Origin of the sequence: Tsukamurella sp. PLM1 (genome assembly GCF_023168325.1) — a bacterium.
GTDB lineage: Bacteria > Actinomycetota > Actinomycetes > Mycobacteriales > Mycobacteriaceae > Tsukamurella.
This window is the reverse complement of record NZ_AP025688.1, coordinates 3,470,675-3,497,304: the sequence shown is the minus strand read 5'-3', so window position 1 is coordinate 3,497,304 and position 26,630 is coordinate 3,470,675. Positions and strand designations below refer to the sequence as shown.

The following is a 26,630-nucleotide window of genomic DNA, read 5'->3' as shown; positions in this document are numbered from 1 at the left end:
GCGTGTCGGGACTAGAGTTCGGAGCGAACTTACGGACACTTGGTATGAAAGTTACGTGCAGGCTGTATGGAAGTCAATGGTGAGGGCCGGACCGGTCGCCGGACCCAGGCGGAGCGCACCGCCGCGACGCGCGCCGCGCTGATCGGCGCCGCGCGCACGCTGTTCGGCGAGCGCGGCTACGCCGACGTCGGAACCCAGGCGATCGTCGAGGCGGCGGGCGTCACCCGCGGCGCGCTCTATCACCAGTTCGGCGACAAGAAGGGCCTGTTCGAGGCGGTCTTCGACGCGGTCGAGGAGGAGAGCATCGGGGGTGCGGCGCGGGCCGTGGCGGAGGCCGGCGAGCTGGACCCGGTCGACACGATGCTGGTCGCGGTCGACGCGTTCCTCGAGGCGATCGCCGCGCCCGGCATCACCCGGATCACCATGATCGACGCGCCGTCGGTGCTCGGCTGGGAGGCGTGGCGGGCGCGCGGCGAGAAGTACGGGCTGGCGGTGATCGAGGCGTTGATCACGCGGGCGGTGGAGCGTGGCGAGCTCGAGGCGCAGCCGGTCCGCCCGCTCGCCCACGCGATCCTCGGCATGCTCGACGAATCCGCCCTGTACATCGGGCGGGCCGACGACCGCGACGCCGCCATCGCGGAGGTGCGCGCGGTGATCGCCCGTTTCATCCGCGGACTCATGCCCGGGTAACCTGCACATATGCATGTGCTCGCCCTGGACACCGCCACGCCGGCGCTCACGGTGGGCATCGTCGACTCCGAGAGCGGCGCCGTGCTCGCCGAGCGCAGCCGCACCCACGCGCGCGGCCACGCCGAGGTGCTCACCCCCTTCCTGCTCGAATGCCTCGCCGAGGCCGGGCTGGAGCGCGCCGACCTCGGCGCGGTGGTCGTCGGCTGCGGGCCGGGTCCGTTCACCGGCCTCCGCGTGGGCATGGCCACCGCCGCGGCGTTCGGCGACGCCCTCGGCATCGAGGTGCACGGCGTCTGCAGCCTCGACGCGATCGCGCACGGCACCTCCGGCGACGTCGTGGTGGTCACCGACGCTCGCCGCAAGGAGGTCTACTGGGCCCGGTACTCGGACGGGGCACGCACCGCCGGTCCCGGCGTCATCAAGCCGGCCGACCTGGACGCCGGCGACGCCCGGGTGGTCGAGGGATCGCCCACGCCCGCGAGCCTCGTCGCCGTCGCCCGGCCCCTGCTGGGCACGCCGGCGCAGCCGCTGGTCCCGCTGTACCTGCGCCGCCCCGACGCCGTGGAGATGGCCGCGCGTGGTTGAGATCGGTCCGCTGCGCGCCGACGAGGCCGAGCGCTGCGCCGAGCTCGAGCAGGTGCTGTTCCCGGGTGACAGTCCCTGGCCCGCATCGTCGTTCACGCCCGAGCGGCACACCCGCTTCTTCGCCGCCCGCGACACGGCCGCGGACGGCGGGCTCGTCGGGTACGCGGGAATCGGTCTGCTGGGCAACAGCTTCTTCCCCGAGGCGGAGGTGCTCACGATCGGCGTGGATCCCGAGTTCCAGGGCCGGGGAGTGGGATACGCCCTGCTGCGCACCCTGCTGGAGGTGGCGGACGCGCGCGGCGGCCCCGTCTTCCTCGAGGTCCGCACCGACAACGACACCGCCCGGACCCTGTACGAGCGCAACGGATTCGCCACCGTCGGGCTGCGGAGGAACTACTACCGGCCGTCCGGGGCCGACGCGTACACCATGAAGCGCGAGAGCAGAGGGAGTGAGCCGCAGTGATCGTCATGGGTGTCGAGAGCTCGTGCGACGAGACGGGCGTCGGCATCGTCGACTGGGATCCGCAGTCGCGCACCGCCGTTCTGCTCGCGGACGAGGTGGCGTCGTCGCAGGACGAGCACGCCCGGTACGGGGAGTGGTGCCCGAGGTCGCGTCGCGCGCGCACCTCGAGGCAATCGTGCCGACGATGCGCCGCGCCCTCGCCGCCGCCGGCGTGGACCGCCCGGACGCGCTCGCCGTGACCATCGGCCCCGGCCTCGCCGGTGCCCTGCTGGTTGGCGTCGCCGCGGCGAAAGCCTATGCGGCGGCGTGGGACGTGCCGTTCTACGGACTGAACCACCTGGGCGGGCACGTCGCCGTCGACACCCTCGAGCACGGCCCCATGCCGCCCTGCGTCGCGCTGCTCGTGTCGGGTGGGCACACGCACCTGCTGCACGTGACCGACCTGGGTGCGCCGATCACCGAGCTCGGGACCACGGTCGACGATGCCGCGGGCGAGGCGTTCGACAAGGTCGCCCGCCTGCTCGGTCTCGGCTACCCGGGTGGGCCGGTGATCGACGACCTTGCGCAGCAGGGTGATCCGCAGGCCATCCGCTTCCCGCGCGCGATGACCCGGCAGCAGGACGCGCGGCACGACTTCTCGTTCAGCGGCCTCAAGACCGCCGTTGCGCGCCACGTGGAGGCGGAGCGGGCCGCGGGCCGCGAGCCGAACGTGCCGGACATCGCCGCGAGTTTCCAGGAGGCCGTCGCGGACGTGCTGACGTTCAAGGCGATCCGCGCGGCGCAGGACGTGGGCGTCGAGACGATGGTGCTCGGCGGCGGGGCGACCGCGAATTCGCGGATCCGCAGCCTCGCTCAGGAGCGCTGCGACGCTGCGGGTATCGAGCTCCGCGTGCCGAAGCCGCGCCTGTGCACCGACAACGGCGTGATGATCGCGACGCTCGGTGCGCACGTGATCGACGCGGATCCGACCCCCACCGCGCTCGGTGCGGCCACGGATCCCGGCCTGTCCGTGCGGATCAGCAAGGTGTGACCCGGGCGGCCCGCGGCGCGGCGGGTGCGGTCAGCCCTCGCCACAGAGGTAGTCGCGCATCTCGCAGTCCGCGGACTCGGCGCGCAGGACCGAACGATGGGTGGGGCGGGCATCCCGGTACCGCTGCTCGCCGAGGTCCGTGATGGCGGTGAACACCGACCGCCGGTCGCTCTCGCACATCGTTCGCGTGGCCAGTCCGTCCTTCTCCAGCCTCGCCACCAGTCGCGACAGCGCCGACTGCGACAGGTGCACGTGATCGGCAAGGTCCGACATGCGGACCTTGGCGTCGTCCTCGCTCCGGGCGCGGGCGAGCTGCTCGAGCACCTCGAACTCCGATGACGTGATCCCGTGCGCCGCGAGCGCGCGATCAAGGGCGCAGCTCATGCGCGAGTAGTCCCGCATCAGCCGGTGCCACTGGTCGGCCAGTGCGTCGTCGGCCGGCGTGCAGCTTCCCGACGGTGCCGTGGCCAGGTCTTTCGCGCCCATGTCCGCAGTCTACACCGGACGGGTGCAAAATATTCCTGAGAAATAAATGTAGACACATTGAATGCATGCGCATAAAGTTCCGGACGTGACCACGACACACGAACCCCCGACAGCACCGTCGAACCCGGCCCCCGGGAGGGCGGAACTCCACGTCACCACCCCGTCCGGATGGACGTCCCGGACCTGGCTCCTGCTGCTCGTCCTCTGCGGCGCGCTGTTCCTCGACGCCCTCGACATCTCGATGGTCGGCGTGGCGCTGCCCTCCATCAAATCCGCGCTGGGCATGGATCCGTCCGCGCTGCAGTGGATCGTCTCCGGCTACGTGCTCGGCTACGGCGGCCTGCTGCTCCTCGGCGGCCGCGCGGCCGACCTGATCGGCCGTCGCCCGGTCTTCCTCGGCGCCGTCCTCGTCTTCGGCGTGGCCTCCGTCGCCACCGCCTTCGTCGACCTGCCCGCCGCGCTCATCGCGCTGCGCTTCGTCAAGGGCGTGGCGGCCGCGTTCACCGTGCCCGCCGGCCTGTCCATCATCACCACGACCTTCGCCGAGGGGCCCGCCCGCAACAAGGCCTTCTCCATCTACACGGTGGCCGGCGCCTCCGGCTTCTCGATGGGGCTCGTGTTCGGCGGCCTGCTCACCGAGGTCTCCTACCGGCTGACCCTGCTCTTCCCGGGCCCGATCGCGCTCGCCCTGGTGTTCCTGGGGTGGAAGGTCATCCCGCACACGGCACCGTCGGAGCGCTTCGCGCTGGCGCGGTTCGACGTGGCCGGGGCCCTCACCTCGACCGGCGCGCTCCTGATCCTCGTCTACACGGTGGTCCAGGCGCCCCACCTCGGCTGGGCCTCGCCCACGGTGCTCGTCCTGTTCGCGGTGTCCGCGCTGCTCGCGGTGGCCTTCGTCGTCATCGAGGCCAAGCACCGGCACCCGCTGGTCCGGCTGGGCATCCTGCGCTCCGTCCGGCTGGTGCACGCCAACCTCGCCGGCTTCGTCATGTTCGGCGGCTACGCGGCCTTCCAGTTCCTGGTCACGCTCTACGTCCAGGACTCCCTGGGCTGGAGCCCGGTCGCGATGTCGCTCGCGTTCCTGCCCGCGGGCCTGCTGGTGGTGGCCTCGGCCACCAAGATCGACGCCGTGCTCGACCGCGTGAACAGCACCGTCCTCGTCGCCATCGGCCTCGCGGCCTTCCTCGGCGCGTACGTCTGGTTCCTCCGCGCGGAGGCCGGCGCCAGCTACTGGCTGTTCCTGTTCCCGACGATCCTGCTGCTCGGCGTGGGCTTCGCCCTCACCTTCCCGGCCGTCAACTCGCAGGCCACCGAGGGCGTGGACGACGACGAACAGGGCCTCGCCTCCGGCCTCCTCAACACCTTCATCCAGGTGGGCGGCGCTGTGATGATGGCTGTCGTCACCGCGATCACCACGAGCGCGGGATCGCATTCCGAGCCCGGGCAGCTGCTGCCCGGCATGACCACCGCCATCGCGGTCGTCGTGGGGCTCACCCTCGTCGGCCTCGCCGGCACGGTGTCGGTCCTGGCCTTGTCGCGCCCGTCCAAGTCCGACGGTGCCGCACCGTCGCGCCCGGAACCGTCCTCGGCGAACGCGGGTGCGGGAAGTACCGCCCACGACTGAGTAGTCCTACGCTGCCGTGCCGAATCCCGGCGCGGCAGCGTAGGGGTATGCCTCAGAACACTCCCTCGTACAACGCGCCGAACGCGTTCACGCCGGACGCCCGGATCGCCCGGATCGCGGGCGAACTCGACATCACCGTCAAGCGCCTGCAGTGGATGCAGGCCCAGCTCGGCGAGATCGCCCGCCCGGTGGCCCCCGTGCTCCTGACCTCCGCCGCGCCCCGCCGGGTCGCGGCTCCCGCGGGGCCGCCGCCGGCGCCGGTCCCGCTCCGCCCCGCGGCGCCGGTCCCGCTCCGCCCCGCGGCGCCGATCCCGTTCCGGCCGGCGCCCGGCCGGCCCCCGCTCGCGCCCCGCCCGGCGAAGCCTCCCGCGTTCACCGTGGCCCGCGTGCTGGCCGGGGCGGGCGTGCTCGTCACCCTGATCGGCGTGGCGTTCCTGCTGGTCCTCGCCGCGCAGGCGGGGCTGCTCGGCCCCGCGGTGCGCGTCGGCCTGGGCGCCGCCCTCGCGACCGGGCTGTTCGGCGCCGGCGTGTGGCTGCGCGGACGGCCCGGCGGGCGCACCGGGGCCGCGGCGCTCGTGGCGACCGGCGTCGCGGCCGCCTACCTCGACACCGTCGCGGTGACGGGGATCTACCACTGGGTGCACCCGACGATCGGGCTCGCCCTCGCCGGGCTGATCGCGCTCGGCGGGCTGGCGCTGGCCGCCCGGTGGCGCTCGCAGTGGCTCGGAGTGGCGCTGTTCGCGCCGACGTACGTGCTGGCCCCGCCGCTCGCCGACGACGGCTACCTGCTCGGCGGATTCACCCTGATCCTGGCGATCGCGTCGCTCGGGATCTCCCGGCCGTCGGCGTGGCCGTGGCTGCACGTGGTGCGCGCGTCCGGCACATCCGTCACCCTCGCGGTGCTGGCGCTGGCCGCGGGGCCCGCCGACGCCCTGCCGATCCTGGGTGGCACCGTCCTCGGCGCCACCATCGGTCTGCTCGCCGCCGCCGACGGCGCGGCCCGCGCCGGCCGGTCCTGGCCGCTCGTCTCCGCCGGCATCGTCACCGTGACGCCGGTGCTGCTCGCCGCGATCGGCGCGCCCGACTGGGCCGCGGCCGGCGCGGCGCTCGCCCTCGTGGCGTCGACGGTGGCCCTCGGCCTGCTGCCCGGCACGAACGCCTCGGTCCGCGCGGTGTGGTTCGGCGTCGCGGCGTTCGCCGCGCTGATCGGGACCGCCGTCGCCGCGCCCGCGGTGTGGTTCGCGGCGATCGTGCTCGTGCTCGGCGCGGCCGCTCTGCTGGCGTCGGGCCGCGCACCGTCGGGCTGCTGGGCGGGGCCGGGCTCGGGGCTGTGGGCCTGCTGGTCGCGCTCGCCCGGTTCGCGCCGACGGTGATCGAGATCGATCGCGCGGGGCGCTACGGCGCGGGGACCGCGCCGGCCGTGGCGGCGTCGGCGCTCGCGCTGGTCTTCGCCGTGGTCGCGGTGTGGCGGCTGCTGCCCCTGCTGCCGGACGAGCTGCGACCGGTGTTCGGCGTCGCCGGCGGGATCGCCGCGCTGGGTGCCGTCACGGCGCTGCTCGCCAACGCCGGGTACGCCGTGGCCGGCGCCGAGGGGATGCGCTGGGCCACGGCGCAGCCACCGTGTTGTGGATCGCGACGGGGGCCGTCCTCCTGCTGCAGCGGCGCGTCGCGGGCGGGGCGGTGGCCACTGTCGCGGGCCTGGCGATGATCGGCGCCGCCGTCGCCAAGCTCTTCCTGTTCGACCTGGCCGCGCTCGACGGGGTGGTGCGCGTCGCGGCGTTCCTGGTGGTCGGCGTGATCCTGCTCGGGGTCGGCGCGGTCTACGCCGCCCGGTCGGACCGCCCCGGCCGCCGGCCCGCCGCCTGACGGGAGCGCACCAGCTGCCATGCGGCGTCGGCCAGGCCGATCGTCGCGTAGGCGCCCGTCGCGGCCACCATCAGCCGGCCGGCCCGGCGCACCCCGGGGTCCTCGGTCGCGGACAGCCGGACCGCCCCGTTCACCGTGTCCACGACGTCGACGAGCAGCCCCAGCCGGCGCCACCGGGCCCGGGTCGCGCCGTCGCCGGTGAGATAGCCGACGCCGATCGCGAGGGCCCGCACCCCGAACACCCCGATCAGGTAGTCGGTGTGCGGCGAGGCCAGCTGGGGCGTTCCGGCGGCGCGCAGGTTCGCTCGCGGCGCGAGGACGGCGGCGACGCCCCAGGCGACGCGGCCTGCGGCGAGCGCGGTGAACGCGGGGGCGAGAGGGTCCGTGGCAGCGGTGTTCGTCGTCATGGGACGAGTGTGCGCGGGTCGGGGCGGACCGTCGATTACCTCGAAGGTAAGCGAGGCGGTTCGGCGCGCCCCGTCGCGGCCGCGGCCGATGCCCGGATCGAGTGTTTCGACCCACACCTTGAGTGCTAGCACTCACGTGGGTAGAGTGCTAAGTGGTTCGTGCGGCCACCCGGCCGCACAAGGTGACGCCGGCACCCGCGACGACGGCTGTGACTTTTCGGGCCAGAGAACAACATGACACCGATACCCCTACATGGAGGCGAACTGTGGCAAGCGTGAACATCAAGCCGCTTGACGACAAGATCCTGGTCAAGGCCACCGAGGCCGAGACCACCACCGCGTCGGGTCTGGTCATCCCGGACACCGCCAAGGAGAAGCCGCAGACCGGCACCGTCGTCGCCGTGGGCGAGGGCCGCGTGACCGAGCAGGGCAACCGCGTCCCCACCGGCATCAACGAGGGCGACACCGTGCTGTTCAGCAAGTACGGCGGCACCGAGTTCAACTACAACGGCGAGGAGTACCTGGTGCTCAGCTCGCGCGATGTCCTCGCGGTCATCGGCAAGTAACCCGCGCGATCGTGCGACTTCGGACCGCCCCGCTCAGGCGGGGCGGTCCGGCCGTATCTAAGGAGCCCACATGGCTAAGCAGATTGCATTCGACGAGAACGCGCGCCGCGCGCTGGAGGCCGGCGTCGACGAGCTCGCCGACGCGGTCAAGGTGACCCTCGGACCGCGTGGCCGGCACGTCGTGCTGGCGAAGGCGTTCGGCGGTCCGCTCGTGACCAACGACGGCGTGACCATCGCCAAGGAGATCGAGCTGGAGGACCCGGTCGCGAACCTGGGCGCCCAGCTGGTGAAGTCCGTCGCCACCAAGACCAACGACATCGCCGGCGACGGCACCACGACCGCCACGGTGCTCGCGCAGGCGCTCGTCAAGGAGGGCCTGCGCAACGTCGCGGCCGGTGCCAACCCGATCGAGTTCGGCAAGGGCATCGGCGCCGCCGCCGACGCCGCGTCCGAGATCCTCGTGTCGCAGGCCACCCCCGTGGACGGCGAGAAGGCGATCGCCCAGGTCGCGACCGTCAGCTCGCGCGACGAGGAGCTGGGCGAGATGATCGGCGCCGCGATGAGCAAGGTCGGCGCCGACGGCGTCGTCACCGTCGAGGAGAGCTCGGGCGTGGACACCGACGTGGTGGTCACCGAGGGCGTCCAGTTCGACAAGGGCTACATCTCGCCGAACTTCGTGACGGATCTCGAAGAGCGCAAGGTCGTGTTCGACGACGCGCTCGTCCTGCTCTACCGCGACAAGATCACCTCGCTGCCGGACTTCCTGCCGCTGCTCGAGAAGATCCTCGAGACCGGTAAGCCGGTGCTCATCGTGGCCGAGGACGTCGAGGGCGAGCCGCTCTCGACGCTGGTCCTGAACACGCTGCGCAAGACGATCCGGGCCGTCGCCGTGAAGGCGCCGTTCTTCGGCGACCGCCGCAAGGCGTTCCTCGAGGACCTCGCCGTCGTCACGGGCGGCACCGTCGTCAACACCGACCTGGGCCTGAGCCTCGCGACGGCCGGGATCGACGTGCTGGGCAGCGCCCGCCGCGTCGAGGTGACCAAGGACTCGACCACCATCGTCGACGGTGCCGGGTCCGCGGACGACGTGGCCCAGCGGACCGCGCAGATCAAGGCCGAGATCGAGCACAGCGATTCGGATTGGGACCGTGAGAAGCTCTCCGAGCGCCTCGCGAAGCTGGCCGGCGGCGTGGCCGTGATCCGCGTCGGCGCCCACACCGAGACCGAGCTCAAGGAGCGCAAGCACCGCGTCGAGGACGCGGTGTCCGCCGCGCGCGCCGCGGTCGAGGAGGGCATCGTCTCCGGCGGTGGCACCGCCCTGGTCAAGGTCAGCGCGCAGCTGGCCGACCTGGAGGACTCCTCGGAGGGCGACGCCAAGCTGGGCGTGCGGGCGTTCCGCCGCGCGCTGACGGCGCCGCTGTTCTGGATCGCCACCAACGCGGGCGAGGACGGCTCCGTCGTCGTCAGCAAGGTGACGGAGTCGGGTGACGGCTTCAACGCCGCCACCCTGCAGTTCGGCGACCTCATCGCCGACGGTGTCATCGATCCGGTGAAGGTCACCCGCAGTGCCGTGGTGAACGCCGCGTCCGTGGCGCGGATGATCCTCACCACCGAGGCCACCGTCGTCGACAAGCCGGCCGAGGAGCCGGAGGACGCGCACGCGGGCCACGCGCACTAGTCCCGCGTCACGAGCAGCGCCCGACCGTCCGGTCGGGGGCGCTTGTTCGTGGCGGGGCGTCAGCCGGCGATCCGGCTCGGCTTCACCCGGGTCTTCGCGGCGAGGGCCGCGCGCTCCGACTCCGACAGTCCGCCCCAGATGCCGTACGGCTCGGCGACGGCGATCGCGTGGCTGCGGCACTGGGCGAGAACGGGACAGGTGCGGCACAGTTCCTTGGCGCGCCGCTCGCGCTGGGCACGGGCTCGGCCGCGCTCGCCGTCCGGATGGAAGAACACCGAACTGTCGACGCCCCGGCACACCCCGTGCATCTGCCAGTCCCAGAAGTCGGCGTTGGGGCCGGGGAGTTCGTTGGGTTGAGGCATCGCATTCTCCATACACTCGGCGTTCGTCGCGGGCGTGGAAACGTCGTTGTTCCTCTCGCGCCTTCACCGTAGGCAATTCGCCAGACGAAGGTCAACCCATCGCCAATGATTACCGGGGGGCCTGAATCAGCCGGAGAATTAACATTGTGTTCATTGATCCGCACATATAGACAACGTCGTTGCGACTGCGAAGCCGGCGAACGTTTGCCGCAAATGCGCAGTTCAGGTGATGTGTTGCGGCGCCCGGACGGGGCTGTGGCCCCGGTGGGAGGTTGGCGAAGTCGCGGAGATTCCTTTACGTACGAGTAACGTAACCCGCGGGCGCCACCGTCCCGTGCTCGTTATAGGGCTGCAAATCCTGGAAGGTTAAATCTTTGGAAACTGGACACGCGGGGCGCCGCCGGGACCGATCGGACGCGGACCTGCTGGCGGCGGCGTTCGGCGCGGACGGGGGCCCGGTGGGGCCCGCGGCGTCGCCCGCGGGCCGGACGTGGCTGCGCGCCGTCGCACTCGCGGGGCGCGGCCGGTTCGCGGCCGCGCGGTCGCTCACGTCCGCCATCGCCGACGGGCCGTTCGCCTCCGGCGCCCGCTGCCTCGAGGCCTCCATGCTGCGCCAGTCCGGCAGGCATCGCGCTGCCTCCGGTCCCGACGGGGCCGCGCTTGCGCTGGCGATGTCAGAACAACCGAAATCTTCTTTGACTGTGGCTTCGTGCGTCGACGCGGCGGTGGGGCTCGCGGCGGACGCCCTGGGCACCGGCCGCTACGCCCTCGCCCGGCGCCTCCTGGAGCGGGCCGACGAATTCCTCGCCGCGCCGGCCGACCGGGCATCCGTGCTGGTCGGCGGCGGACCGTCGGGCTCGGAACCGTGGTGGACGGTGCCCGGCCCGTCTGCGCCGGGACTGGGTGTCGGCCGAGCTGGCGGTGTACTCGGGAGACCTCGCGGGGGCGCGGACGCGGTGGCGGGGCTGCTTGCCGCGGATCCCGGCCTCGGACGCCCGCGCCACCACGCGAAGACGCTGCTCATCGCGGGATCGGCCGCGATGGTCGTGGGCGATTCCGACCGGAGCCGCGCGCTGGTGGCGGAGGCGTACTGCGTCGCCGCGGAGAGCGGGCTGAATCCACTACAGTGGGCCGGTGCGAAACTGATGGAAGTGTTGTCGGCAGACGGGCAGGGGGAGGCATTCGTGCGCGACGCCGTTGCTGTGGAAGCGAAGTGGATTCGTGATGGCGCGGAACTGGCACGGTAACGGCAGGATGCAGGCTGGCGATGAATCTGACAGGTGAGGAGCTCGACCGGGCCGTGCGCGAGGCAGCGCGCGGCGACAGGTCCGCGCTCGCAGACGTACTCGACACCATTCGGCCTCTGGTCGTGCGGTACTGCCGTGCCCGGGTGGGGGTGGCGAGCGTCACTCGCTGTCGGCGGAAGACATCGCGCAGGAGGTCTGCATGGCTGTGATGACGGCCCTGCCTCGGTACGAGGACCAGGGGCGACCGTTCATGGCCTTCGTGTACGGCATCGCCGCGCACAAGGTCGCGGACGGGTTCCGCAGCGCCTCGCGTAACAAATCGGACCCCGTCGGCGAGATCCCAGAGAGAGCGTCACTGGACGGCGGACCAGAAGGCAACGCGCTCGCCTCGGAGGCGAGCCGCCAGATGGCCCGGCTGCTCAGCACGCTCCCCGAGAAGCAGCGCGAGATCCTGATCCTCCGCGTGGTCGTCGGCCTGTCGGCCGAGGAGACCGCGGAGGCGGTGGGCGGCACCGCCGGTGCCGTCCGCGTCGCTCAGCATCGAGCGCTGGCCAAGCTGAAGAACCAGATCGTGAAAGAAGGTGAGAACTGACATGGCCGACGACCGCACCCGCGAACCGGGGGACGATCACGGGCGCTTCGATCCCAACGATCCGGAGCGCACGGCCGCTCACCGTCTGGGGCCGCCGATGCGTCCGATGCGTCCCGGTGGCCCGCGCGATTTCAGCGGCGCCGATACCGGTTTCGTCGACCGCGTCACCGACGACGGCTCTCCGGTCGACGTGGCAGCGGTGCGCCGCGACGACGACCTGATCGAGGCCCTCGCGGCCGGCGGCGCGGTGACCACTGCGGATCACGCCGAGTTCGCGCTCGCATCGCTCCTCGCCGACTGGCGCGACGAGATCGTCACCACACCGGTTCCCGCGGGCCCGTCCGTCGACGAGTTGCTCGCCGCCGCGGACCGGGGCCGGCGCGGCCGCGGGGAAGCCCCCGCGCACGACCGCACCGCTCGCGGCTCGGGACGGATCGCACGGCGACGGCGCACCGTCGGACGAGGGCGGCGTGATCGCGATCGGCACCGCGCCCTCGCGGCGGAACCGCCGCTTCGGGCTCATCGCCGGTACGGCTGCGGCCGCGGTGGCGATCCTGGGTGGCGGCACGGTGCTCGTCAACTCGGCCCAGCCCGACGGTGCGCTGTGGGGCGTCAAGGAGGTCGTGTTCTCCGACGCCGCCTCGCAGACCCTGGCCACCTCGGAGGCGAAGGCGCAGATCCGCGAGGCCGGTGCGCAGATCGACTCGAGCAACATCGAGGCGGCCCGGACGGCTCTGGCCAGCGCGCGCCTGGAAGCCGCGAAGGTCAAGGACGCGAAGGACCGTGCCGCGCTCGAGGAGAAGATCCGTGCAGCGGAGGCTCGTGCGGGCATGCCCGTGGGCTCCACCGACCTGGGCACCTCGGCGACCAAGCCGCCGCCGCAGACCAGCGCGTCGTCGACGAAGCCGACCACGCCGCCTCCGCCGCCGGGGACGACGGTGCCGCTTCCCCCGCCGCCGGTGGACATCATGGAATCCCCGGAGCGCCCGACGTCGACGACCCCGCGGCCCACGCCGACGACGCCCACCACGAAGCCGACGACAACGACGACCACGGCGCCGCCGACGAGCACGACGCGGACGACCACGAGGACGACCACGACGAGCGCCGCCACCACGACGACGGCGGTGACCACCACCACGACGCCGGCTTCGACGGAGCCCGGATCGTCGTGAACCCGGTATGACGTGAACCCGGAGACGCGAAGGCCCCCACCGAGGTGGGGGCCTTCGTGCGTGCGGGTGCTACTCCTCGTTGGCGAGGTTCATGGCCGCGTCGGCGTAACCGCGGCAGTAGTCCCAGGTGACGTACGCGTCGGGCGCCGGATCGTACGCCGGTTCGTGCGGCCGGACGGTGCCGTCCACCAGTAGCTGCAGCAGGTTCGCGCGCAGCATGTCCCAATCGTGGTAGTGATCCTCCTGGCAGTCGTCGCAACAGATCACCAGGCCGCGGATACCGCGGTGCGCCAGGAGCGCTTCGTAGACGGACAGATCCGCCAGGTCCTCCTCGACCGCCAACCGCTCGGAGGGATCCAGGGGCTGCCCGGGATCGAGCGAGTCGAGCGCGGCCGTGGGGTCGCTCGGATCGTCGGCGAACGGGTCCGGCGGGAGCCCGGGGGAAGATTGTTGCGCACGCCCCCACGGTACGCAGAAATGCCCTGTTCGTGCCAGTCACACGCGCTGTACGAGCGGATCTCTCCGCCGCGTACCATGGATACATGACGCGTTCCGCCTCTCCCGCGCCCGCTTCCGGCCAGGCCTTCATCGGGGGCGACGATCCGTCCAAGGTCGCGATGCTCGGTCTCACCTTCGACGACGTCCTCCTCGTTCCCGCCGCTTCCGATGTGATTCCGTCGGGGGTGGACATCTCCACGAAGCTCACCCGGGAGATCTCGCTCAAGGTCCCGCTGATCAGCTCGGCGATGGACACGGTGACCGAGGCGCGGATGGCCATCGCGATGGCCCGCAACGGCGGCATGGGCGTGCTGCACCGCAACCTGTCGATCGACGCGCAGGCGCAGCAGGTCGAGACCGTGAAGCGGTCCGAGGCGGGCATGGTGACCGACCCGGTCACCTGCAGCCCGTCCAACACGCTGCGCGAGGTCGACGAGATGTGCGCCCGGTTCCGGATCTCGGGCCTGCCCGTCACCGACGACAACGGCACGTTGGTCGGCATCATCACCAACCGCGACATGCGCTTCGAGGTCGACTTCGACCGCCCCGTCGCCGAGGTGATGACCAAGGCGCCGCTGATCACCGCGCAGGAGGGCGTCACCGCCGAGGCGGCGCTGGGCCTGCTCCGCCGGCACAAGATCGAGAAGCTGCCCATCGTGGACGGCAGTGGCCGGCTCACCGGGCTGATCACGGTCAAGGACTTCGTCAAGACCGAGCAGCACCCGAACGCGACCAAGGATTCCGACGGTCGGCTGCTGGTCGGCGCCGCCGTCGGCGCGGGCGACGAGGCGTGGGAGCGCGCGATGGCGCTGCGCGACGCCGGCGTCGACGTGCTGGTGGTGGATTCGGCCCACGGCCACTCCAGCGGCGTGCTGAACATGATCGAGAAGCTCAAGCACGAGATCGGCGACGACGTGCAGCTCATCGGCGGCAACGTCGCCACCCGCGGCGGCGCCGCGGCGCTGGTCGCGGCCGGTGTGGACGGCGTGAAGGTGGGCGTCGGGCCCGGCTCGATCTGCACCACCCGCGTGGTCGCCGGTGTCGGCGCCCCGCAGATCACGGCGATCCTCGAGGCGACGGCCGCGTGCGCGCCTGCGGGCGTGCCGGTCATCGCCGACGGCGGCCTGCAGTTCTCGGGCGACGTGGCGAAGGCCCTCGCGGCGGGTGCATCGACCGCGATGCTCGGTTCGCTGCTGGCCGGCACGGCCGAATCGCCCGGCGAGCTCATCCTCGTCGGCGGGAAGCAGTTCAAGAGCTACCGCGGCATGGGCAGCCTCGGCGCGATGCAGGGCCGAGGCCAGGGCAAGTCGTACTCCAAGGACCGCTACTTCCAGGACGACGTGCTGTCCGAGGACAAGCTGGTCCCCGAGGGCATCGAGGGGCGCGTGCCGTTCCGCGGCCCGCTCGGTTCGGTGATCCACCAGCTCACGGGTGGCCTGCGGGCGGCGATGGGCTACACCGGCAGCCAGACCATCGAGGACCTCAATCGTGCCCAGTTCGTCCAGATCACCGCGGCGGGTCTGAAAGAATCGCACCCGCACGACATCACGATGACGGTCGAGGCGCCGAACTACGCGAGCCGCTAGCCGGCCGCGCCTTCCTCCTTCACCGGCCGCGGCGGCCCGTCTACGTCCCGAAAGGACTGAGCGCTGTGCGCGACATGGTTGAGATCGGCATGGGCCGGACGGCCCGACGCACCTACGAGTTGCAGGACGTCAACATCGTCCCGTCGCGGCGCACGCGCTCGTCGAAGGAGGTGTCCACCGGCTGGCAGCTGGATGCGTACCGCTTCGACACCCCGATCCTGTCGCATCCGACGGACGCCATCGGCTCGCCGGAGTTCGCGATCGAGCTCGGCAAGCTGGGCGGCCTCGGGGTCCTCAACGCGGAGGGCCTGTTCTCGCGGCACCGCGACGCGGAGGCCAAGCTCGAGGAGGTCGTAGCGCTCGCGGCGTCGGACATCACGGGAGTCTCGGCGATCCGCCGCCTGCAGGAGCTGCACGCCTCGCCGCTGGATCCGGAACTGCTGGCCGCGTCCGTCGGCCGGGTGCGGGACGCGGGGGTGACGGTGGCCGTGCGCGCCTCGCCGCAGCGGGCCCGCGAACTCACTCCGGTACTGGTGCAGGCCGGCATCGACCTGCTGGTCATCCACGGCACGATCATCTCCGCCGAGCACGTCTCGAACGAGGATTCCGCGGGGGAGCCGCTGAACCTCAAGACCTTCATCGGCGATCTCGATGTGCCGGTGGTCGCGGGCGGCGTGAGCGATCACCGCACCGCGCTGCACCTGATGCGCACGGGCGCCGCGGGCGTCATCGTGGGCTACGGCTCGGCCGAGGGCGCCACGACGACCCGCGAGGTGCTCGGCATCGGCGTGCCGATGGCGACCGCGATCGCGGACGCCGCGGCGGCCCGTCGGGACTACCTTGACGAGACGGGCGGCCGGTACGTGCACGTGATCGCCGACGGCGACATCTACAGCTCGGGCGACGTCGCCCGCGCCATCGCCTGCGGCGCCGATGCGACGATGCTGGGCGCGCCGCTCGCGATCGCGGCGGAGGCCCCGGGCAAGGGCTGGTACTGGCCGTCGGCCGCGGCGCACCCGTCGATGCCCCGCGGCGCAGTTGCCCCCGCGCAGCTGGGCGGACTCGATGCGTCCGAGGGCGTGTCTCCGTCGCTGCAGTCGATCCTCACCGGTCCGTCGACCGAGCCGAACGGCCAGCTCAACCTGGTCGGCGGCCTGCGGCGGTCGATGGCCAAGGCGGGCTACAGCGAGCTCAAGGAGTTCCAGAAGGTGGGCCTCAACGTCGCGTACTGAGGGCGAAGGCCTGTTATTGAGTGGCGTTTAGTAGTACCGTTACCCGTCAGTAGGGCCGTTTCAGCCGCGGCCCGCACTCGGACGGGTAGGGGTGCCAGATGGCCAAGGCAGTCAAGCAGAAGTCGGGCGATCACTTCGACGTGCTCGTGATCGGTTCCGGATTCGGCGGCAGCGTCACGGCGTTGCGCCTGACGGAGAAGGGGTACCGCGTCGGCGTGCTCGAGGCCGGGCGGCGGTTCGAGGACTCCGACTTCGCCGACAGCACCTGGAATCTCAAGAAATTCGTTTGGGCGCCCGCGATGGGGCTCTACGGCATCCAGCGGATCCACCTGCTCAGCGACGCCGTGGTCCTTGCCGGTGCCGGCGTGGGTGGCGGCTCGCTGAACTACGCGAACACGCTGTACAAGCCGCCGGCGCCGTTCTTCAACGACCCGCAGTGGAAGCACATCACCGACTGGGACGACGAGCTCAGCCCGTTCTACGACCAGGCCCGCCGCATGCTGGGCGTGGTGAAGAACCCGCACGAGACGCCGTCGGACCGGGTGATCAAGCAGATCGCCGAGGAGATGGGCGTCGCCGACACCTACACCGAGACTCCGGTGGGCGTGTACTTCAATCAGCCGGGCCGCACCGATGCGGATCCGTTCTTCGGCGGCGCCGGCCCCGCCCGCACGGGCTGCACCGAGTGCGGGCAGTGCATGTCGGGCTGCCGGGTCGGCGCGAAGAACACGCTGATGAAGAACTACATCCACCTGGCCGAGGCCGGTGGGGCGCGGTTCATCCCGATGACGACGGTGACCGGCGTGCGCGAGGGCAGCAAGGGCGTGTGGGAGGTGCAGACCCGGCGGACCGGTGCGAAGGTGCGCAAGAACCGCACCGTCTACACGGCCGACAACGTGGTCTTCGCGGCCGGCACCTGGGGTACCCAGACGCTGCTGCACTCGCTCAAGGACACCGGCGCGCTGCCGAAGCTCTCCGACCGCCTCGGTGTGCTCACCCGCACCAACTCCGAGTCGATCCTCGGCTCGGCGCGCACCGTCGCCGACCCGGCGGAGGATCTGTCGAAGGGCGTCGCGATCACCAGCTCCTTCTATCCGACCCCGGACACGCACATCGAGCCCGTCCGGTACGGGCCTGGGCGCAACGCGATGGGCATGCTGCAGTCCCTTCTCGTCGACGGCGGCCCGGGGCGCACCCGCCTCAAGGGGTTCGCCCGGGATCTCTCGAAGAAGCCGAGCGATCTGAAACTACTGCTCACGCAGAAGGACTGGGGCCAGCGCGTGCTGATCCTGCTCGTGATGCAGAGCCTGGACAACTCGATCACCACGTACACCAAGAAGATCCCGGGCTCGAAGAAACGGCGCATGGTCTCCAAGCAGGGTCACGGCGCGCCGAACCCGACGTGGATCCCGAAGGGCAACGAGGCCGCGCGGATCGGCGCGGAGAAGCTGAACGGCGTGGCCGGCGGCACCTGGGGCGACATCTTCAACGTCCCGATGACGGCCCACTTCCTCGGCGGCGCAGCGATTTCCGAGACGCCGGAGACGGGGGTCATCGACCCGTACCACCGCATCCACGGCTACCCGTCGCTGTTCGTGGTCGACGGCGCCGCCATTTCCGCGAACCTCGGCGTCAACCCGTCGCTGTCGATCGCGGCGCAGGCCGAGCGCGCCGCATCGCTGTGGCCGAACAAGGGCGAGGCGGACCCGCGCCCCGCGCAGGGCACCGGCTACCAGCGCATCGCTCCCACCGCGCCGAAGTCCCCGGCCGTGCCCGCCGGCGCACCGGGCCAGCTGCTGCTGCCCCTGCCCAAGGTGCGGCCGGCCCAGGAGGCGCAGGACTCGCAGGCCTGACAGCCCGCCGCTACGCTCGGTCCGCATGACGCGCGACGAGGTACTGGCCGAGCTGGCGACGCTGGAGGATCCGAAGGCGCGGGCGGTCAACGAGCGGCACGGCGACCCGCACGGGGTGAACCTCACGAAGCTGCGGGCGCTGGCGAAGTCGCTGGGCACCGACCGTGAGCTGGCCGGCGAGCTGTGGGACTCCGGCGATGTCGCGGCGCAGCTGGTGGCGCTGCTCATCGCGAAGCCGAAGCAGTTCACCGCCGACGAGCTGGACGCGATGCTGCGGTCCACCCGCAGCGACAAGGCGCACGACTGGCTGCTGAACTACCTGGTCAAGAAGTCGCCGCACGCCGCGGCCCTGCGGGAGCGGTGGTGGGGCGACGCCGACCCGCGGGTCCGGGCGGCGGGCTGGGCGCTCACGACGCACGCGGTCGCGACGGCCGACCTGGATCGGGACGCGCTCCTGGACGAGATCGAACGCGAGATGCGCGACGCCGAGCCCAAGCTGCAGTGGGCCATGAACGAGACCCTCGCGACCATCGGCATCGAGGACGAATCCCGCCGTGCCCGGGCGATCGAGATCGGCGAGGACCTGCAGGTGCTCGCCGATTACCCGGTGTCGAAGGGCTGCACCTCGCCCTTCGCGCCGGCCTGGATCGCCGAGATCGTCCGCCGCCGCGAGGACTAGGCCGGCGCGATCAGGGGCGGAACCCGGAGAAACCCTGATGACTGCGGCCGTCCCCGCGTCGTAGCGTGACCGCATGTCGGCAGGATTCCCCCTCGTCACCGTCCTCATCCGGCCCGACGACGAGCCGCGCGTCACCGCGTCCATCGGTGACCGCCTCGACGCGAGCGCGGCGCTGTTCGAGTTCGCGAGCTCCCCGGAGGACCCGTCGCTGCTGCGGCAGTGGGCGATCGAGCACCCGGGCACCCCGCCCGCCGACCGACGGTGCCGCGTGCTCTGGGCGCGGTTCGACGAGGCGGACCTGCAGCGCGTCGCGGAGGCGGCGATCAACGTCCTGTCCCCGCACGCGCGGGGCGAGAACGAGGCGATCCTCGCCGGCCGCGAGGTCCGTGTGACGCCCGACGAGTTCCCCTGGTACGCCCACGTCCCGCTGTGGGAGCTGGTGGACGTGCCCTGATGACCGGCCCTGATGTCGGAGCGCGGCGCCGACCGCGACTAGACTGAGCCGGGTGACGGACTCCTCACCCAGCGCCGCTTCTCCCGCCGCACCCGCCCCTGTTCTGGTCGTCGACTTCGGCGCGCAGTACGCACAGCTGATCGCGCGCCGCGTCCGCGAGGCGCGGATCTACTCGGAGGTGGTGCCGCACACCATCACCGCCGAGGAGGTGCGCGCCAAGAACCCCGCGGCCATCGTGCTGTCGGGCGGCCCCGCGTCGGTGTACGCGGAGGACGCCCCGAACCTCGATCCTGCGGTCTTCGACCTCGGAGTCCCGGTCTTCGGCATCTGCTACGGCTTCCAGATGATGGCCCGGGCCCTCGGTGGCACCGTCGCCAACACGGGCGGGCGCGAGTTCGGGCGCACCACCCTCACTCCCCAGGGCGACGGTGTCCTCCACGTGGGGCTCCCGGCCGAGCAGCCGGTGTGGATGAGCCACAACGACGCCGTGCAGGTGGCCCCGTCGGGCTTCGCGACGGTGGCGTCGACGCCGGGCGCGCCCGTGGCCGCGTTCGAGAACGTCGAGAAGAAGATGGCCGGGGTGCAGTACCACCCGGAGGTGCTGCACAGCCCGCACGGCCAGGAGGTGCTCACGCGCTTCCTGTACGAGATCGCCGGGCTGAAGCCCACCTGGACCGCGGCGAACATCGCCGAGCAGCTCATCGAGGACGTCCGCGCGCAGGTCGGCGACGGCCTCGCGCTGTGTGCGCTGTCCGGCGGCGTCGACTCCGCAGTCGCCGCGGCGCTGGTGCAGAAAGCCATCGGCGACCGTCTCACCTGCGTTTTCGTCGATCACGGCCTGCTGCGGCAGGGCGAGCGCGAACAGGTGCAGCAGGACTTCGTCGAGGCGACGGGCGCGCGCCTGATCACCGTCGATGCCGAGGACACCTTCCTCGGGCACCTCAAGGGCGTCTCCGACCCCGAGGAGAAGCGCAAGATCATCGGCCGCGAGTTCATCCGGTCGTTCGAGGACGTGGTCTCCGAGGCGCTGGGTGCGCGGGCGGCCGAGGGACACACCATCGACTTCCTCGTACAGGGCACGCTGTACCCCGATGTCGTGGAGTCCGGCGGTGGTGCGGGCACCGCGAACATCAAGAGTCACCACAACGTGGGTGGCCTACCGGAGGACCTCGAGTTCACGCTCGTCGAGCCGCTGCGCCTGTTGTTCAAGGACGAGGTCCGCGCGGTGGGCCGCGAGCTGGGCCTGCCGGAGGAGATCGTCGGGCGCCAGCCGTTCCCGGGGCCGGGCCTGGCGATCCGCATCGTCGGCGAGGTCACCAAGGACCGCCTCGACCTGCTGCGCAAGGCGGACGCGATCGCCCGCGAGGAGCTCACCGCCGCGGGCCTCGACGGCACCATCTGGCAGTGCCCGGTCGTGCTGCTCGCCGACGTCCGCAGCGTGGGCGTGCAGGGCGACGGCCGCACCTACGGCCACCCGATCGTGCTGCGCCCGGTCAGCTCCGAGGACGCGATGACCGCGGACTGGACGCGGGTGCCCTACGAGACGCTCGAGATCATCTCCACCCGCATCACGAACGAGGTCGAAGAGGTCAACCGCGTGGTGCTCGACGTGACGAGCAAGCCGCCGGGGACCATCGAGTGGGAGTAGGGCGGGGTGCTCGGGGCGGAGCCCCCGGGGGAATGACGTAGCGGTCACGATCTGACCGGTGCCGCCGGTACCGTCGATGCCATGACGATTCTGGTGACGGGTGCAACGGGCAACATCGGACGGAAAGTGGTCGACGAGCTGGTGGCGAGGGGTGTCACGGACATCCGGGCGCTCACCAACGACCCCGTGAAGGCGGCGCTGCCGAGCGGCGTCGAGGCCTTCCGCGGCTTCATCGGCAAGCCGGAGACGCTCGACGGCGCCTTCGAGGGCGTGAGCGCGATGTACCTCGCGCCGTACGAGCCGACGGCGGAGGAGGTGCTGCGCCGGGCGAAGGAGGCGGGCGTCGAGTACGTGGTCGCCACGTCGGGCAGCGCGCACTGGCAGGCGCTCACCGACACGATCCTCGCGAGCGGGCTCGACGTGACCGTCCTCGGCCCGGGCGAGTTCCTGGAGAACTTCGCCGGCTGGGCGGGGCAGGTCGCCACGGGCGTGGTCCGCGAGCCCTATCCGGACGCGGGGAGCGCTCCGGTCGGAATGCAGGACATCGCGGCCGTCGCCGCGGCACTGCTCACCGCTGCCGATCGCGGTCCGCACGTGGGCGTCGTGTACGAGCTGTCCGGCCCGGAGTACCTGACTCGGGTCGAGATGGCCGCGCAGATCGGCGAGGGCATCGGCCGGCCGGTGCGGTTCGAGCAGATCTCTCGGGAGGCGGCGGAGGGGGTGCTGCAGCAGCAGATGGGCGAGATGGCGTCGTGGTACCTGGACCTGCTGGAGTCGTCGGTCCAGTGGAAGCAGCAGCCGAACGACACGGTGGAGCGGCTCACCGGCCGCCCCGCCACCTCGTTGCGGCAGTGGGCGGCCGCGAACAAGGAGTTGTTCGGCGCCTGAGAGCTGGGAACGCCCGGGGCGCGTGGGTGAGGGAACGCGCCCCGGGCGAGCTCTGGGTGGATCAGTGCGGCCGAGGACCGGCACCGTCGTCCCGGCTGGGCCGCGCGATCAGCACCAGGCCGGCGACGACCACCGCGCCGATCGCGAGGACCCCCACCAGGGTGCGCGCGCTGATCAGGTCCGGCCCGCCGACGATGCCCCAGACGGCCACCGCGATCGCCGCCAGTCCCGCGACCAGCAGTGCGGGGCTGAACCGGTGCTCCCGCGCATTCGGCGTGGTGTCGTTCGTCGAATCAGTCACGCTGCACCTCCAGGTCGCCGACGTTGCCGGTCGCGTTGATGGTCAGAGTCGGGGCGCCGGGCTTGGCGTCCTTGCCCGCGACGAATCCGCTCGGGCAGTCGCTCTGGCCGACGTTGATCGAGCACGTGACCCGGATGTTCATCGACTCCGGAACCCGGATCTTGGTGTCGCCGAAACCGACGTGGGTCGCCACGGTTCGGTCGCGGTCCAGGACCATGTCGCGAAGGTCCAGCTTGAGCGAGCCGGCCTGCACGGTGTACTCCGGGAGCAGCGAAGCGGCGTCGGGCACCGTGATGTTCCGGTCGCCGCGCGGGGCGTCCCCGAGGCCGGTCACCACGTTCTGCGCCGTCGTGCCGACGACGACGAACCCGGCGAGCGGGATGGCGGCCAGCAGCAGCCCGTAGCCGGACCTGCGGAACGCGCCGTACACCAGACCCGTGCCGACCACGGCGAGCGCGATCGACGCCGCGACGACGGGGGAGATCGACGCCACGCCGATCAGGTTCACCGCCGCCATCCCGGCCGCTGCGAGGAGCGCCGCCCCCAGGGTGATGGCGGTGACCCGCGACCGCGGCTTCGGCAGCGGCGCCGGCGTGGTCGCCGCGGCGGGTTCGGGCAGGTCCCACGCGAAGGGCGCGGCCCCAGGGGTCCCAGCGCGGTGGATGGATCTCCTCGGTCGGGTGGGTCTGCGTCGGGGTTTCGGCGCGGGCGGCTTCGGGGCGCGGGACGGGGCTCGGTGCCTTCTGCAGCGTCACGGGGTCCGACGGTGCCTCGCCCTCCGTCCCGGCGGGCGTCTCCGGCGCCGCCGTGGGCGTCCCCGGGGCCTGCGTGGCGGCCGGGTGCCACACGGGCTGCCACGGGAACTGCGCGGCGGGCGGCTGCCACGCGCCGACCGACGGGGGCGCGGCGAGCCGGGTGGACACGGCAGTCCCGGGCGGCGGCTCGGGCGTGCGCTGGTGCAGCGCGTACCAGCCGGCCAGCAGCAGCGCCAGGCTGATGATCCCCGCGCCCGGCCACGACGAGTTCATGCCGCTGCCGAACATCACGGCGATCACCGCGGCGATGATCAGCACGAACGCGGGCGGGCCTCCCGCTCGACGCGGGTTCCGTAGGGCTGATCGGATTCCTTGGGGAGCACGAAGATCCCTGCGATGTAGGCCACGAGTCCGAGACCGCCGAGCACCGTCGCGCCGATGAATGCGGCTCGGACCAGTGCGACGTCCACCTGGTACCGCCGTGCGAAACCCGTGCAGACGCCGGCGATCGGCGCCTCGCGGGCCCGCAGCGGCCGGGTGTCCCACATCTGCCGGGCCGTGCTGGAGAGGGTTGTCGTATCCATGCCATCGATACTGCTGCGCCGGCGGCGTCGGGACCATCGGGATCTACCCTGAATTCACGGGCCGGGGGCTCAGGGACCGCCGGCCGGAATCAGGGTAGATCCCGATGCGTGGCGCGGTGGGTTCGTGTCACCATCGAGCCACGATGAGCAGACGAGCAGAGCGCCGCCGGGCCCGGTACGAGGAACGACGGCGGGCCTGGGTGCAGTGGCAGCAGGCGTGGGACCCCCAGGCCCACGTCGCCTTCCCGCACGCCCAGGCCCCGGCGCGTCCGCCGCAGCCGGCGCCCCCGGCGGGCCCGGCACCGTCGAACCCGGTGACCGTGCCCACCTACCCGCGGATGCACCGCCGCAACGGGGGCGCGGTGATCGGCGGCGTGTGCGGCGGGATCGCCGATCAGCTGGGCGTCGACGTGGTCAAGGTCCGCATCGCGTTCACCGTGCTCGCGCTCATGGGCGCGGGCGTGGTGATGTACGCGCTGCTGTGGTTCATGGTGCGCCCCGGCACGGATACGGAACGCCCGGATCCGGCGGAGCGCCGGCAGGGCCTCGCGCTGGCGGTGCTCGGCGTGGTCGGCGCCGCGACGCTGGCCACGGTGGCCAGCAACTCGAACGTGGGATTCGTCGTCCCGATCATCGTGGTCGGGGTGGGCGCCGCGCTGGTGTGGCGGGAGGCGGATTCGGCCACGCGCACCCCGGCGCACGCGCCGCCCGGGAGCGCGCGGCTGATCACGTGGCTGCGCGCCCTCGGCGGCGTCACCCTCGTGGTGGTGGGCCTGGCGGTGGTGTTCCTGGGCCGGGTGGACGTGGCGGCCCTGCCCACCGCGCTCGCCGCGGTGGTGCTCACGCTGGTGGGCGTCGCGCTGCTCACGGTGCCGATCTGGGTGCGCATGTGGCGCGATCTCGGCGCCGAGCGCGCCGCCCGCGTCCGCACGATCGAGCGCGAGGAGATCGCCTCGCACCTGCACGATTCCGTGCTCCAGACCCTGGCCCTGATCCAGAAGCAGTCGTCCGACGGTGCCGCCGTCAAGCGGCTGGCCCGCAGTCAGGAGCGCGAGCTGCGCGAGTGGCTGTTCGGGGGGACGGACGCGCCGGCGGAGTCCCTGGCCGCGGCGCTCAAGGCCGCCGCGGCGGAGGTCGAGGACGTGCACGGCACGGCGGTGAACGTGATCACGGTGGGCGACGTGGAGGGAGCGGAACTCGGCGTGGACGACCGGTTCACGGCCCTGCTGGGGGCGGCGAAGGAGGCGATGGTCAACGCGGCCAAGCACTCCGGGTGCGAGAGCATCGACGCGTACGCGGAGGTCGACGGCGAGTCCGCGTCGGTGTTCGTGCGCGACCGCGGCGTCGGATTCGACCCGGACGCGGTACCGTCGGATCGGCAGGGGTTGGCGAAGTCGATCCGGGCCCGGGTGGAGCGTCGCGACGGCACGGTCGTGGTGCGCTCGCATCCGGGGCGGGGCACGGAAGTGCGGCTGTCGGTGCCCCGGCCCGAGGGCGGCGCGCCGCACGGTGCGCCGGAGTCCATAGCGGAGGAGAGCGCGTGAGCTACCGGGTGTTCCTGGTCGACGATCACGGGGTGTTCCGGTCCGGCGTGCGCGCCGAGCTGGCCCGGGAGGACGCCATCGAGGTGGTGGGGGAGGCCGGCGCGGTCGCCGAGGCGATCTCCGGGATTCTCTCGACGGGGCCCGACGTGGTGCTCCTCGACGTGCACATGCCCGACGGCGGGGGCGTCGCGGTGTTGCGGGGCGTGTCCGACGGTGCCCCGCGGGCCAAGTTGGAGAAGGCGCCGGTGTTCTTGGCGCTCAGCGTCTCCGACGCCGCCGAGGACGTGATCGCGACGATCCGCGCGGGCGCCCGGGGTACGTGACGAAGACGATCTCGGGGAGGAACTGGCCGCAGCAGTGCGTCGCGTGGCCGAGGGCGACGCGGTGTTCTCGCCGCGGCTGGCGGGATTCGTGCTGGACTCGTTCACCGGTCGGTCGCCGGTGCCGGAGCCCGCGCTCGATCCGGAGCTGGACTCGCTGACCCCGCGCGAACTCGAGGTGCTGCGCCTGCTGGCCCGCGGTTACACCTACCGCGAGATCGCCGAGGACCTGTTCATCTCCGTCAAAACCGTTGAGACGCACGCCTCGAACGTGTTGCGGAAGACCCAGCAGAGCAACCGCAACGCGCTGACGCGCTGGGCGCACACCCGCCACCTCGCCGACTGACCGAGCGGGCTACCCGATCGCGATGATCACGCCCGCCACGACGACGGCGAGGACGAGGAATCCGAGGATGATCCACACGGCCAGCATGGTGTTGGACATCTTCGTCGGCGGCGCGACGGGCGGCGGGACGTAGGGGCTCGGCCGGGGTGCGGGCGGGGCGGGCCGCTTGCGCTCCACCGGTCCCGAAGCACGGTCGGAGAAGGACGCTCCGGACCGTTCCCCGGCGGACCGTCGGAGCCACACGGCGGGGGCGCCCTCGGAGGACTGCAGGGGAGATGCCAGCACCGCGGCGGGGTTCCCGCCGGCGGCGGCGACGCCGGCGAGCCGGTCGCGGGCCTCTTCCAGCGTGGGCCGCTTCTTCGGGCTCGGCTGCAGCATGTCCAGGACCACGGCCATCAGCGGTCCGTCGTGCTTGGGCGGGTTGATCTGCCCGCGGGCCACCTTGTGCAGCAGGGCGATCGAGTCCTCGTCCACGCCGAACGGCGGTGCGCCCTCGACCGCGGTGTACAGCGTTGCGCCCAGGGAGTACAGGTCCGAGACCTCGGACGGCTCGGTGCCGCGCGCCACCTCGGGCGCGAAGTAGGCGGGCGTGCCGGTGATGATGCCGGCGGGTCCGGCCTCGTCGCCCTTGACCCGCGCGATGCCGAAGTCGGAGAGCTTCACCGTGCCCGACGCCCGCCCGCGGTTCGCGATGAGGATGTTGCCCGGCTTGATGTCCCGGTGGACGATGCCCGACTCGTGCGCCTCGACGAGCGCGTCGGCCACCTGCGCACCGAGCTGCGCCACCTGCCGCTCGGGCATGCTCCCGGTCATGTGCAGCACCTGCGCCAGCGACCGCGACGGCAGGTACTCCATCACCAGCCACGGCTCGCCGCGGTCGAGCGCCACGTCGTACATCGCGACGGCGTTGCGGTGTTGCAGCCGCGCCGCGATCCGGCCCTCGTGCAGCGCGCGCTTGCGCAACTCGTCGGCCTCCTCCTGGCTGAGGCCCTCGGTCGAGATCGCCTGCTTGGCCGCCACCTCGCGGTCGAGACGCTCGTCGCGGGCCAGCCACACGGCGCCCATGCCGCCCCCGCCGATCTTCGACCGCAGCCGGTACCTTCCCGCCACGAGATAGTCGGGCCCGGGCACGCCCCTGCCGGTGCCGGTCGTTCCCGTCGTCTCAGCCACG

27 protein-coding genes and 4 pseudogenes are annotated in these 26,630 nt (G+C 72.1%); 23 read left to right on the top strand and 8 right to left on the bottom strand.

Annotated features, from left to right (window positions below):
• Positions 1-66: 66 nt before the first annotated feature.
• The 4 genes and pseudogenes from MTP03_RS17945 (at position 67) to tsaD (ending at position 2,768) form a co-directional block, all read left to right on the top strand.
• The gene (locus tag MTP03_RS17945; RefSeq protein ID WP_248489372.1) at positions 67-690 is read left to right on the top strand and encodes a TetR/AcrR family transcriptional regulator; all 624 of its coding nucleotides are present in this window, start codon (positions 67-69) and stop codon (positions 688-690) included.
• Between the two features lie 9 nt (positions 691-699).
• Positions 700-1,275: a tRNA (adenosine(37)-N6)-threonylcarbamoyltransferase complex dimerization subunit type 1 TsaB gene (gene tsaB, locus MTP03_RS17940; protein ID WP_248489371.1), complete on the top strand. Its 576-nt coding sequence runs from the start codon at positions 700-702 to the stop codon at positions 1,273-1,275.
• Positions 1,268-1,738: a ribosomal protein S18-alanine N-acetyltransferase gene (gene rimI, locus MTP03_RS17935; RefSeq protein WP_248489370.1), complete on the top strand. Its 471-nt coding sequence runs from the start codon at positions 1,268-1,270 to the stop codon at positions 1,736-1,738. The genes tsaB and rimI overlap by 8 nt, the downstream gene beginning before the upstream one ends.
• Positions 1,735-2,768 (top strand): annotated as a pseudogene (gene tsaD / locus MTP03_RS17930) (tRNA (adenosine(37)-N6)-threonylcarbamoyltransferase complex transferase subunit TsaD). Before rimI ends, tsaD begins: the two are co-directional and overlap by 4 nt.
• Positions 2,769-2,798: 30 nt before the next feature.
• Here the strand turns inward: tsaD and MTP03_RS17925 are convergent.
• Positions 2,799-3,254 carry a MarR family winged helix-turn-helix transcriptional regulator gene (locus tag MTP03_RS17925; RefSeq protein WP_371820799.1) on the bottom strand — a complete coding sequence of 152 codons (456 nt, stop codon included), beginning with the start codon at positions 3,252-3,254 and terminating at the stop codon, positions 2,799-2,801.
• Between the two features lie 61 nt (positions 3,255-3,315).
• Between MTP03_RS17925 and MTP03_RS17920 the strand changes: the two genes are divergently transcribed.
• The 4 genes from MTP03_RS17920 to MTP03_RS17910 are packed head-to-tail and all read left to right on the top strand — an operon-like array spanning position 3,316 to position 6,744.
• Entirely contained in the window at positions 3,316-4,878 is a 1,563-nt protein-coding gene (locus MTP03_RS17920) for an MFS transporter (protein WP_248489369.1), read from the top strand.
• Positions 4,879-4,925: 47 nt separating this feature from the next.
• Positions 4,926-6,251 (top strand): DUF2339 domain-containing protein, encoded by a 1,326-nt coding sequence (locus MTP03_RS17915; protein ID WP_248489368.1) that lies wholly within the window; start codon positions 4,926-4,928, stop codon positions 6,249-6,251.
• A complete protein-coding gene (locus MTP03_RS23160; RefSeq protein ID WP_305852768.1) occupies positions 6,209-6,586 on the top strand; it encodes a hypothetical protein in 378 nt (125 codons plus the stop codon). The genes MTP03_RS17915 and MTP03_RS23160 overlap by 43 nt, the downstream gene beginning before the upstream one ends.
• Positions 6,499-6,744: a DUF2339 domain-containing protein gene (locus MTP03_RS17910; RefSeq protein ID WP_305852767.1), complete on the top strand. Its 246-nt coding sequence runs from the start codon at positions 6,499-6,501 to the stop codon at positions 6,742-6,744. Before MTP03_RS23160 ends, MTP03_RS17910 begins: the two co-directional genes overlap by 88 nt.
• Here MTP03_RS17910 and MTP03_RS17905 read toward each other — a convergent pair.
• Positions 6,699-7,151 (bottom strand): hypothetical protein, encoded by a 453-nt coding sequence (locus tag MTP03_RS17905; RefSeq protein WP_248489367.1) that lies wholly within the window; start codon positions 7,149-7,151, stop codon positions 6,699-6,701. The two genes, MTP03_RS17910 and MTP03_RS17905, sit on opposite strands and share 46 nt — an antisense overlap.
• A gap of 266 nt (positions 7,152-7,417) precedes the next feature.
• On the opposite strand from MTP03_RS17905, the gene groES reads away from it, so the two are divergent.
• On the top strand, positions 7,418-7,717 hold the full coding sequence (gene groES, locus MTP03_RS17900; RefSeq protein ID WP_068573370.1) for a co-chaperone GroES: 300 nt from the start codon (positions 7,418-7,420) through the stop codon (positions 7,715-7,717).
• A gap of 70 nt (positions 7,718-7,787) precedes the next feature.
• Positions 7,788-9,395 carry a chaperonin GroEL gene (groL, locus tag MTP03_RS17895; RefSeq protein ID WP_248489366.1) on the top strand — a complete coding sequence of 536 codons (1,608 nt, stop codon included), beginning with the start codon at positions 7,788-7,790 and terminating at the stop codon, positions 9,393-9,395.
• A gap of 59 nt (positions 9,396-9,454) precedes the next feature.
• Here the strand turns inward: groL and MTP03_RS17890 are convergent, their stop codons facing one another.
• Positions 9,455-9,757 carry a WhiB family transcriptional regulator gene (locus tag MTP03_RS17890; protein ID WP_248489365.1) on the bottom strand — a complete coding sequence of 101 codons (303 nt, stop codon included), beginning with the start codon at positions 9,755-9,757 and terminating at the stop codon, positions 9,455-9,457.
• A 374-nt stretch (positions 9,758-10,131) separates the two neighbouring features.
• On the opposite strand from MTP03_RS17890, the gene MTP03_RS17885 reads away from it, so the two are divergent.
• The 4 genes and pseudogenes from MTP03_RS17885 to MTP03_RS17875 all read left to right on the top strand — a co-directional run bounded on the left by MTP03_RS17885 (position 10,132) and on the right by MTP03_RS17875 (position 12,771).
• The gene (locus MTP03_RS17885) at positions 10,132-11,004 is read left to right on the top strand and encodes a hypothetical protein (protein WP_248489364.1); all 873 of its coding nucleotides are present in this window, start codon (positions 10,132-10,134) and stop codon (positions 11,002-11,004) included.
• A gap of 20 nt (positions 11,005-11,024) precedes the next feature.
• Positions 11,025-11,596, top strand: a pseudogene (locus MTP03_RS17880) (sigma-70 family RNA polymerase sigma factor).
• A gap of 1 nt (position 11,597) precedes the next feature.
• A pseudogene (locus MTP03_RS23995) lies at positions 11,598-11,861 on the top strand (anti-sigma-D factor RsdA); the annotation flags it as partial.
• 205 nt (positions 11,862-12,066) lie between these two features.
• Entirely contained in the window at positions 12,067-12,771 is a 705-nt protein-coding gene (locus tag MTP03_RS17875; RefSeq protein WP_248489363.1) for a hypothetical protein, read from the top strand.
• Between the two features lie 69 nt (positions 12,772-12,840).
• On the opposite strand, the gene MTP03_RS17870 is transcribed toward MTP03_RS17875, so the two are convergent.
• Positions 12,841-13,266, bottom strand: coding sequence for a DUF5319 domain-containing protein (locus MTP03_RS17870; protein WP_248492283.1), 426 nt, complete (start codon positions 13,264-13,266; stop codon positions 12,841-12,843).
• Positions 13,267-13,313: 47 nt separating this feature from the next.
• Between MTP03_RS17870 and guaB the strand changes: the two genes are divergently transcribed.
• The 7 genes from guaB to MTP03_RS17835 all read left to right on the top strand — a co-directional run bounded on the left by guaB (position 13,314) and on the right by MTP03_RS17835 (position 21,609).
• On the top strand, positions 13,314-14,855 hold the full coding sequence (gene guaB / locus MTP03_RS17865; protein WP_305852766.1) for an IMP dehydrogenase: 1,542 nt from the start codon (positions 13,314-13,316) through the stop codon (positions 14,853-14,855).
• 65 nt (positions 14,856-14,920) lie between these two features.
• The gene (locus MTP03_RS17860; RefSeq protein WP_248489362.1) at positions 14,921-16,087 is read left to right on the top strand and encodes a GuaB3 family IMP dehydrogenase-related protein; all 1,167 of its coding nucleotides are present in this window, start codon (positions 14,921-14,923) and stop codon (positions 16,085-16,087) included.
• Positions 16,088-16,185: 98 nt separating this feature from the next.
• On the top strand, positions 16,186-17,940 hold the full coding sequence (locus MTP03_RS17855; protein WP_248489361.1) for an FAD-dependent oxidoreductase: 1,755 nt from the start codon (positions 16,186-16,188) through the stop codon (positions 17,938-17,940).
• Positions 17,941-17,965: 25 nt separating this feature from the next.
• Positions 17,966-18,619, top strand: coding sequence for a DNA alkylation repair protein (locus MTP03_RS17850; protein ID WP_248489360.1), 654 nt, complete (start codon positions 17,966-17,968; stop codon positions 18,617-18,619).
• Between the two features lie 73 nt (positions 18,620-18,692).
• A complete protein-coding gene (locus tag MTP03_RS17845; protein ID WP_248489359.1) occupies positions 18,693-19,073 on the top strand; it encodes a hypothetical protein in 381 nt (126 codons plus the stop codon).
• A 52-nt stretch (positions 19,074-19,125) separates the two neighbouring features.
• Positions 19,126-20,721 (top strand): glutamine-hydrolyzing GMP synthase, encoded by a 1,596-nt coding sequence (guaA, locus tag MTP03_RS17840; protein ID WP_248489358.1) that lies wholly within the window; start codon positions 19,126-19,128, stop codon positions 20,719-20,721.
• Between the two features lie 81 nt (positions 20,722-20,802).
• The gene (locus tag MTP03_RS17835; RefSeq protein ID WP_248489357.1) at positions 20,803-21,609 is read left to right on the top strand and encodes an NAD(P)H-binding protein; all 807 of its coding nucleotides are present in this window, start codon (positions 20,803-20,805) and stop codon (positions 21,607-21,609) included.
• Between the two features lie 61 nt (positions 21,610-21,670).
• On the opposite strand, the gene MTP03_RS17830 is transcribed toward MTP03_RS17835, so the two are convergent.
• The 3 genes from MTP03_RS17830 to MTP03_RS17820 all read right to left on the bottom strand — a co-directional run bounded on the left by MTP03_RS17830 (position 21,671) and on the right by MTP03_RS17820 (position 23,249).
• Positions 21,671-21,910 carry a hypothetical protein gene (locus MTP03_RS17830; RefSeq protein WP_248489356.1) on the bottom strand — a complete coding sequence of 80 codons (240 nt, stop codon included), beginning with the start codon at positions 21,908-21,910 and terminating at the stop codon, positions 21,671-21,673.
• On the bottom strand, positions 21,903-22,418 hold the full coding sequence (locus MTP03_RS17825) for a LiaF domain-containing protein (protein ID WP_248489355.1): 516 nt from the start codon (positions 22,416-22,418) through the stop codon (positions 21,903-21,905). Before MTP03_RS17825 ends, MTP03_RS17830 begins: the two co-directional genes overlap by 8 nt.
• Positions 22,419-22,976: 558 nt before the next feature.
• On the bottom strand, positions 22,977-23,249 hold the full coding sequence (locus tag MTP03_RS17820; protein WP_248489354.1) for a PspC domain-containing protein: 273 nt from the start codon (positions 23,247-23,249) through the stop codon (positions 22,977-22,979).
• 338 nt (positions 23,250-23,587) lie between these two features.
• Between MTP03_RS17820 and MTP03_RS17815 the strand changes: the two genes are divergently transcribed.
• Together MTP03_RS17815 and MTP03_RS17810 are read left to right on the top strand one after the other, a co-directional pair.
• Entirely contained in the window at positions 23,588-24,793 is a 1,206-nt protein-coding gene (locus tag MTP03_RS17815) for an ATP-binding protein (protein ID WP_248492280.1), read from the top strand.
• Positions 24,790-25,459, top strand: a pseudogene (locus MTP03_RS17810) (LuxR C-terminal-related transcriptional regulator). Before MTP03_RS17815 ends, MTP03_RS17810 begins: the two are co-directional and overlap by 4 nt.
• 9 nt (positions 25,460-25,468) lie before the next feature.
• On the opposite strand, the gene MTP03_RS17805 reads toward MTP03_RS17810, so the two are convergent.
• Positions 25,469-26,629: a serine/threonine-protein kinase gene (locus tag MTP03_RS17805; protein ID WP_248489353.1), complete on the bottom strand. Its 1,161-nt coding sequence runs from the start codon at positions 26,627-26,629 to the stop codon at positions 25,469-25,471.
• Between the last annotated feature and the right edge of the window lies 1 nt (position 26,630).

What these genes read in the sequence shown, in the direction of transcription:
- MTP03_RS17905 (WP_248489367.1), bottom strand. Translation starts at nt 7,151, where the DNA reads ATGACGACGAACACCGCTGCCACGGACCCTCTCGCCCCCGCGTTCACC.
- MTP03_RS17845 (WP_248489359.1), top strand. Translation starts at nt 18,693, where the DNA reads ATGTCGGCAGGATTCCCCCTCGTCACCGTCCTCATCCGGCCCGACGAC.
- MTP03_RS17890 (WP_248489365.1), bottom strand. Translation starts at nt 9,757, where the DNA reads ATGCCTCAACCCAACGAACTCCCCGGCCCCAACGCCGACTTCTGGGAC.
- MTP03_RS17945 (WP_248489372.1), top strand. Translation starts at nt 67, where the DNA reads ATGGAAGTCAATGGTGAGGGCCGGACCGGTCGCCGGACCCAGGCGGAG.
- MTP03_RS17835 (WP_248489357.1), top strand. Translation starts at nt 20,803, where the DNA reads ATGACGATTCTGGTGACGGGTGCAACGGGCAACATCGGACGGAAAGTG.
- MTP03_RS17850 (WP_248489360.1), top strand. Translation starts at nt 17,966, where the DNA reads ATGACGCGCGACGAGGTACTGGCCGAGCTGGCGACGCTGGAGGATCCG.
- MTP03_RS17915 (WP_248489368.1), top strand. Translation starts at nt 4,926, where the DNA reads ATGCCTCAGAACACTCCCTCGTACAACGCGCCGAACGCGTTCACGCCG.
- MTP03_RS17920 (WP_248489369.1), top strand. Translation starts at nt 3,316, where the DNA reads ATGCATGCGCATAAAGTTCCGGACGTGACCACGACACACGAACCCCCG.
- MTP03_RS17820 (WP_248489354.1), bottom strand. Translation starts at nt 23,249, where the DNA reads ATGGATACGACAACCCTCTCCAGCACGGCCCGGCAGATGTGGGACACC.
- tsaB (WP_248489371.1), top strand. Translation starts at nt 700, where the DNA reads ATGCATGTGCTCGCCCTGGACACCGCCACGCCGGCGCTCACGGTGGGC.
- guaB (WP_305852766.1), top strand. Translation starts at nt 13,314, where the DNA reads ATGACGCGTTCCGCCTCTCCCGCGCCCGCTTCCGGCCAGGCCTTCATC.
- groL (WP_248489366.1), top strand. Translation starts at nt 7,788, where the DNA reads ATGGCTAAGCAGATTGCATTCGACGAGAACGCGCGCCGCGCGCTGGAG.
- MTP03_RS17925 (WP_371820799.1), bottom strand. Translation starts at nt 3,254, where the DNA reads ATGGGCGCGAAAGACCTGGCCACGGCACCGTCGGGAAGCTGCACGCCG.
- MTP03_RS17815 (WP_248492280.1), top strand. Translation starts at nt 23,588, where the DNA reads ATGCACCGCCGCAACGGGGGCGCGGTGATCGGCGGCGTGTGCGGCGGG.
- MTP03_RS17855 (WP_248489361.1), top strand. Translation starts at nt 16,186, where the DNA reads ATGGCCAAGGCAGTCAAGCAGAAGTCGGGCGATCACTTCGACGTGCTC.